This window comes from Bradyrhizobium sp. Ses1, assembly GCF_059512365.1.
On the sequence record NZ_JCAMOQ010000115.1, the window covers coordinates 1 to 7090 of the forward strand.

General features: G+C 58.1%; 4 protein-coding genes. 1 reads left to right on the forward strand and 3 read right to left on the reverse strand.

All coding sequences use genetic code 11. The features are described from left to right. The first annotated feature begins 143 nt into the window (after positions 1-143). A complete protein-coding gene (locus AC5ZG5_RS45260; RefSeq protein WP_456647077.1) occupies positions 144-2303 on the forward strand; it encodes a hypothetical protein in 2160 nt (719 codons plus the stop codon). Between the two features lie 64 nt (positions 2304-2367). Here AC5ZG5_RS45260 and AC5ZG5_RS45265 read toward each other — a convergent pair whose 3' ends face one another. Genes AC5ZG5_RS45265 through mblB form a run of 3 tightly spaced genes read right to left on the reverse strand, consistent with a single transcriptional unit; the run spans position 2368 to position 6945 of the window. Then, positions 2368-3570, reverse strand: coding sequence for a patatin-like phospholipase family protein (locus AC5ZG5_RS45265; RefSeq protein ID WP_456647078.1), 1203 nt, complete (start codon positions 3568-3570; stop codon positions 2368-2370). Further along, the gene (gene cap2-3, locus AC5ZG5_RS45270; RefSeq protein WP_456647079.1) at positions 3545-5788 is read right to left on the reverse strand and encodes an anti-phage 6A-MBL system cap2_3 protein; all 2244 of its coding nucleotides are present in this window, start codon (positions 5786-5788) and stop codon (positions 3545-3547) included. The genes AC5ZG5_RS45265 and cap2-3 overlap by 26 nt, the downstream gene beginning before the upstream one ends. After that, entirely contained in the window at positions 5785-6945 is a 1161-nt protein-coding gene (gene mblB, locus AC5ZG5_RS45275) for an anti-phage 6A-MBL system MBL-fold protein (RefSeq protein WP_456647080.1), read from the reverse strand. The genes cap2-3 and mblB overlap by 4 nt, the downstream gene beginning before the upstream one ends. Positions 6946-7090: the final 145 nt, after the last annotated feature.

Consider the following 7090-nt stretch of genomic DNA (forward strand, 5'->3'; position numbering starts at 1 on the left):
GCGTGGCAGCTTAACCTTGGCAGAGGGCTTCACTTATCGACGCGGAAAATCTGTTCAGACAACCGGAGCCAGCTCTGTGTACAACACGTCTCACAGAAGAAGGGCTGCTTGACGACAAGGTAGTAGCGGAAGCTCTGGAGGAGTTGGCCAATATTTTCAGCGATGCCGAGCATTTGGGGGGCTATCCATTCGATCGGTTCGCTCAATTTTTCGAAGAAATCGGGGCGGTATTTGGATCGAATCCAGCCTACGACAAGGCCTTTGAGATCGTTCTGCCGATACTAGAGCGCCGCCGAAGTGAAGGTGCCGCAGGGCTAGCATTATTGACCCGTGGCCGTCAGAAGCTTGATGCAGATGACAACTACAATGCAATTCGCTTGCTCGGGCGTGCGCAGCAAAAGCTGATCAAGTATGAGCACCGCCGTGACCTTGTTCATTGCCTGATGATTTGCGCTCTCGCGTATCAGAAGGTTGGCCTGCTTTGGGCGGCTCATTCGACGCTCTTGGCGGCTGCCTCACATTCGCTATCGGAGTTTCCTCGCGAGGGGCGGGTCGAACTTGCCGCGCTCCGCTGCGTTCAGCAACTCGTGTGGATCGAGCTGCAGCTCGGACGGTTGCCGCATGTTCTAAACTACGCGAATTTCGGGCAGTTGCTCGCCAATTTTCTTCAGCTGGACGATGAGCGAAAAGAAGCTTTTATCGCGCAATCTCTAGACCAAGACCGTGTGCTCGCGGTGCTTCTGTTTCGATCGTCTCTTCGGCAGCTTGCCGCGATGGATCGTCTGCCCAAAACCTTCGAGAAGTTGGGTTTGTTCGGCGCGTCCATGACGCTGCTCTATTTGCTGAGTGACAACAAAGCGCTGGTTGCAGAAGGTTACGTGAAGGAAGGTACGTCCGACGCTGAGCTGGACGAAAATTTTGGGCGCCTCGCACGGACGCCAGATGGTAGCTATCTGCCATCGGCGATCGAACTGTTTGACGCTGAGGTTGTCCTTTTGAAATCCTTGGTCTTGGGGTGCCAATGGACAATAACCGTTGACGCAAACGAGATCGGCATCCGGATTGGCGAGGCCTTTGTTGGCTTCGTCGAGACGTTCTTCGCAACCAGCCTTGACTACGATGCCATCCCGCATCGCCAGCGCATCAATATCCGCATTGCGGCAAAGTCGGTTGAAGACGGCCCTGATTTCCAGATCGCAGTGGATGATCCCGACTATCTGGCGCGGATCAATTATTCAAATTCCTATGACGCGACGCGGGAGGCCGTCGATGGAAGTCTCCGAAGCTTTCTGCGGGACTCGCTCGCCGTTTTGATCCCGCGTGTTCTATATGTCCCCGATCTGACAAAATACTTCGAACGGATCGCCGTCACGGAGGAAGGGCTTGGCCGCTCGCTCAGCTTTGCCGATGCGTTCACGAGTGCGAGCAACGTCGTTGGGACGACTCCCGTCTATGAACTTTCGGCATGGCTCGATGAGAGTTGTCAGTTTCCGTTGAAGCGCGCCTCAATGCCCCCATTCGGGAAGCAACCCGAACCGCCCACGGCGACTGAAGAGGTCAAATACGGCGAGGGAGAGCCTCCCCCGGAACTGCGCAGCACTGATGGGTTAAGGCATGAGCAACGCCGCGTATTGTCGGTGATCGAAACGGAGCTTTGGGATGCGGCTCGATGGCGAGGCATGGCGGTCGGCATCTACGAAGACTTCCCGCCAGGTTTGCTTCTGCTGTTTGAGAAGGAAGAGCCCGCTAGAAAGATTTTTGAGAACTGGCGAAAGGAGTTCGGTCGGAAGGATGAAAAGGGAATCTTGCGTATCGGCCTCATAACGGGTGTCGATCGGCGCAAGCCATCTTCGTACTCGATCGTTCTAAGTACGAACGTCGAGAAGGTGATCAAAGATCCAAAGCCGTTTGAGCAAGCTGTTGTTGTAACGCGTGTCAAGCGGATGGACATGGCTGATCCAAAGAACCTGGAAATGTTCTTTGCCGCACATCGCGCATTTCATTGTTATTTTCTCGCTCCCGCTATCCTCCAGGCTGGTGGCCAGCCCCCAGCGGTCATTCATGACTTACCGCTCTTCAAGGACGATCTGAATGTTCGCGAGGCGTGGCGAATTGGCGACCACGCGATCCAGATTTTATCGCCTTGTATCCGGATGATGATCCGGTCATTCCGGACGGCGTTGCCGACGCACCAGTCCTCCGTGCGCTTGAACGCCATCGGCGAAGCCCAAAACGGTGAAGCCCATAGTAGGTGCTTGCCTGTGCGAAGAGCTGTTAGAACAGAGCCGGGCCGGGCCAGATGACAAAAATAAGGTCTCCGTACGCGAAGTCTTTTGTTTTCATCCGCTGAGCATCCGGAGTTCAAGTCTACAACTGCGGTAGATATCGATCGATGATAATGTGCGTGAGCTGTTCGCCTCTGCTGGTCAACAGCGTAAGGTCTTTTGCGGAGATGGGCGCAAAATCTGTTGGATGGTCGCGAACTTCGTCGCGCGTTACGAGGTCAGGCGGATGGTACGGAAGCCGGTGATCCTGTTGGCCGAGGTAGACCATTCCGAAGCCGTCCAGGTCGCCTGTCTCCACATGACGGTGTAGTCTGGAGTAGACGTGGTCTTGCGATTTGCGGTGCACCGCTTCGAAGGACTTTGCGACGCGGCCGGTCCACCAGAAGGGATGATCGCCCCCGTCGAGCTGGCCTGGTCCCGCGTTGAGACTGATAATATGCGTCACCGGGTATGTGTCGGTGATATCGCCGTCTCTTCCGGGCTCCAGGACGGACACTCCCAGATTGTCGAACACGCCGCCGTCGGTCAGGACGACTGTCTGGGTTCGAGTGCTGCCGGCTTTGCTGAACTGGAAAGTTTCGATAAGCGGCGGCAGGACGATGGGGAAGGCGGCCGAGGCCGCCACGGCCTTCGCGACGGATGGAGCCGGTCCAACAATTTTCCCGTAACGCCAACCTCCCGACCGTTGCGAGCCAAAACGGAATGCGGTTCCGGTCTTCAGGTCACAGGCGTTTATGACCACTTGCAAATCCGGACGCGCAACATCACAGACAGTCTTCGATCCAAAGAGCCTGGTCAGGGCCTGCTCGAATGCTGTCGTGAGGCTACCCCAAACCAGCCGCGACTGCCGAAACGCCGCAAGCGCGCGCTCGATACGTCGTGTCGGGAGGCCGGTGAAGAGTCGACAGACAGCCAGGATTGACGAAAGGCACCAAAGGACAAATGTCGGCAGTCCGCTTAAGACCAGCGTGAGAAGGATCTTCACCCATTGCGTGCTGGTCAGCAGCTCTTTCAGAATCATCCGCTGGATGCCGTTCCGGAGCAGCTTGACGAGTTTTCGGTCGAATGCAACGAAGTCATCCGGGCTGTAGGCGTAACAGGCGCCGATGACGCTGCCTCCCGAAACGGTGGAAAGAACTTTCACCTTTTCCAGCAGACCTCTGTCATGGAGCGCCCGCAAACAGCCGAGATGAAACGCCATCGCCCGTGCGCCGCCGCCGGACATGGCGAGCCCGATAAACGGCCGCTTCGGCAGCGGGCTACTGTTGATAATCGGCTCGCTCAAAGACGGTTCCCGAAATGAGGGGCCGCGATGAATCAGCCCCGATAATGATCATCAAGAAACGCTTGGCCTGGAATTCCTTGCTCGTCAGAAGATTCGCCATCGCGCTGTAGTCGGTGTCGCTGGGCAGCGGAATTCCGCCCGGATGCGTGTGCCACATGCCGACGAAGGCGACTGATTTCCGTGTCCTCTTGGTCTTTTCGGCGTTCATCTCCGAAACGCCCGCCGTGCCGCAGACAAATGCAGTCGGCGATTGAACGCTGTCAGACGGTGGCCCGCTGATTTCATCGACCCAGAGGATTTTCAGGAATTCGTCCGCGTGGCCAAACAGGATTCCACCCGTCTCGACGCGCCGGCCGTTAACCCGCTCTGATCTGCGCATCCATGCCCGCATTCCTGCAAGAGCCGCCTGCGTGACACGAACCTGGTAACCGTTCCGTCCATCGACGAGAACAATGTCCGTGGGCCACTCGAACTCAAACTCGTCGAGCGCGCCGGTACGCTGACCTGTCAGGTCGAAGGACCGGGCTCGCGCGGCCACAGGCGAGGGACTTGCCAGCCATCTGCTCGCGACGTTCGTCATCAGAGCGGTGAGCGCCATCACGTCAGCCGCCGAGCCGCGGAACGTCGGACTGGAACAGCCGGGTTCTGGCTGAAACAGACGGGTCCGATCCGGGCTCACCGGCCAGAATTCGTCAAGGACCCGCTTTCCCTTTGTAAGATTCGACAGCGCTATCTTGGCGCGACGATCGAGGTCCAGCGTGATGCCCGGGACCGTTTGCAGAGCCATCGTCATCAAACCCTGGTCCGCCTTGTGCCCCAGAGCCATTGAGACAATCGGCGGATGCATCTTTGGCAAAGTCCGAAACTGTTTCTCCAGTGAGGTCGCGACCATTGTCGAGGCGGTCGCGTTGATGATCACATCAGCGGCCAGGATGTCCGCGCGGCGCTCCGGGACTTCAAGCAATCTGACGATATCGGCGGGCGACGAGAGCGCCTCGACGGCATAGTTGGCATATCGGACGTTCTCGGCCGTTGCCTTCGCTTTATTGGCGCCGATCTGATATCGGTCGAACATCTGCCTGACCAGAACACCCGGCTTGACTACATCCTTGTCGTAGTGCTGCAGCTTGGCCACGCCGGCCCGGGCAAGCAGCATGGCGACCGCGCTGCCAATCGCCCCACATCCGAGAAGAACGACATGACGGCCCGCCCACCAGGCCGAAGCGCTTTCGGCGTCTCGTCTGGTGACGATTTCGGGTCGATCCTCAAGAACCCCGCACCATTCAATCGTGGCCGTGGCAGCCCACTCATAGAATTCAGCGACGTCACTGGGTTTATCGTCAGTAGAGGCCCTGATGGCCGTGCGCATTTCATCGACGCGCTTCGCATCGATGCGCCAGGCAGCCAAATGTTGAAGGCGTTGGCCGCCGGCGATCCCACGCATGGCGGCGCCCAGAATGAAGATGAGCGGCTGACCGCTTTCGCCTCTGAGTACGCCCAGCTGAATCATCAGCCGGATGACTTGGATCGGGAGGCCGCGGGCCGTTAACTCATCGAGAAGCCCGGAGACCGACTTGGGATACTCGTGCGGCATCCCAGTGTGGAGAAGCACAACGGCGGCCAGACGGCCATCGGGAATAGTAGCGGAGTTCTCAATCCATTCCCCGAGTTCGACGCGGTTCTCGTTCTCGCGGGTGATCTTCGCGTATCCCGCCCAAAACGGTGGTTCGACGACTGGCGTATTCAGTGTCGGAACAATCTTCAGGCTGCTGACCGCATAGGTGACGGGCGGGTGCAGCGGCATTCCCGCTGGATCGAGTTCATTCGCTGCGGCGGCCCAAAGCCAGTCGTCGACGCGCTGCATGTAGCCAAAGAGGCCGTCTTCCGGCTGCCACTCGCTGTCGGTCGACTGATAAAGGCAGATGTAGCTGCCCCATTGCACATGCGAGAAGTCGCCGTAGCGCTTGTGCGAGAAGTCCAGGCGCGGCACCTCCAAGGGGAAATTGGCCGGAATCTTCAGAAGCAGGCGTTCACGCGCCTTGAAAGGAATTCCGCCTAGCTTACGCTGGTATCCGGAACAGTTCACCGAAAGGGTAACGAGTACGGCTTCTCCATCTTCGGTCGGCTCGACGGTATCGATAATCTCGAGCAAACCGGAGGAAGCTTGGACGATTTCGGCGAGTTGCTCGAGCGCCCAGGCCTGCCCCTCGGATTTCATTCGCGGCCGAAACCGACTTTGGCGGTCGGAGGCGCCGCGCGGCCGCGAGCCGCCGCGACAGCGGCTGCCAAGGTTTTGCGCGCGCTATCGGACACTTCGTAGTCTTCATCGTCGAGGAAGACGCCGTTTTCGTTCACGCTGAAGATGATCGGCCGCAGATTGTCAGGCGTGCTGTATTCGCCGGTGCACAGGAACGCCGTGTTGACGATCTCCTCATAACGGTTCCTTGCCTTGATGTGCGGCGGGTTGTCACCAGAGGAATTCGATGCCGGGAATTCCGGCGAGCTTGCGACGATATAGCCGATATCGAGCTGTGGCGCCTGAAGCTCGTCCATGGCGTCCTGCTGAAGGACATTGTCTTCGTACATGACCTTCTTCGAGCAGTGATGCGGGGAGAGGAGCACGTTCCAGTTCAGCATGGCGTCATTGTTGTGGGCGTGCGTCTGCTGAAAAATCTGCATCAGGGTCGGGTAGGAAACATCGCCGAGGAAAAGTCCGTACATCGGATGATTCTGGCTGCCGATGATCACCCGCATCGCCACGCTGGTCTCGTTGCGGGCGTCGGCTTCACCCTCCTTGAAGGGCCCGTGGATGAAGGCATGGAAGCGGTCGCCGACGGCTGCACCGTCGAGAATGGTGATCTCCGAACCGGGTCGGGTGCGGAACTCCTCAGGCAGGTTATGGTAGCGTTCGCCGGGCTCGAACAGCGAGCTGTAGCCGATAACCCGCACGCGATTACCGGCGCCGGGGTCGCCCGCGGTCTTGATGGTCTTCGTTGCCCGGCGGCGCGCTTCCTCGCGAAACACCTCGGCATCCTTGCACAGGACCTTGTCATCCTCGTATTCCCGGAAAATATGCGGGCTGTGCCACAGCTCGCCGATCACAACGCGCTGGAGAAGATCCTCGAAGCCGCGGCAGTGGTCCTGGTCCGGATGCGTCAGGACGAAACAGGAGAGATAGGGCTTGCCGTTCCGTTGCGGCAGTTTCGCCACGAGTTCATCGACCAAAGGAATGTGCTCGTTATCGTCCTCCTCGGCCATAATCTTGTCGTTCAGATCGATCTGCATGACTTCGGTTTCGCTGATGACGACGGTCGTGCTGTCGCCGCAGCCGACAGGCCAGAAAATGAAAGACGGTCCCTTTACACTTGCGAACATCATGGCTCCTTGACTGGCCAGGCCTTACAATATGCCTTGAAGTAAATCTGCCGCGCAGAGGGCATTTGTTACTCATAGGTCAGAAATATAGGCGACATCTGGATGCTTGAAGAAGGAACGCACCAAAGCTGGTCTGTTGCCGATG

Bases quoted from the DNA above. Each gene is read 5' to 3' on its own strand.
- mblB (WP_456647080.1), bottom strand. From the start codon at position 6,945: ATGTTCGCAAGTGTAAAGGGACCGTCTTTCATTTTCTGGCCTGTCGGC.
- cap2-3 (WP_456647079.1), bottom strand. From the start codon at position 5,788: ATGAAATCCGAGGGGCAGGCCTGGGCGCTCGAGCAACTCGCCGAAATC.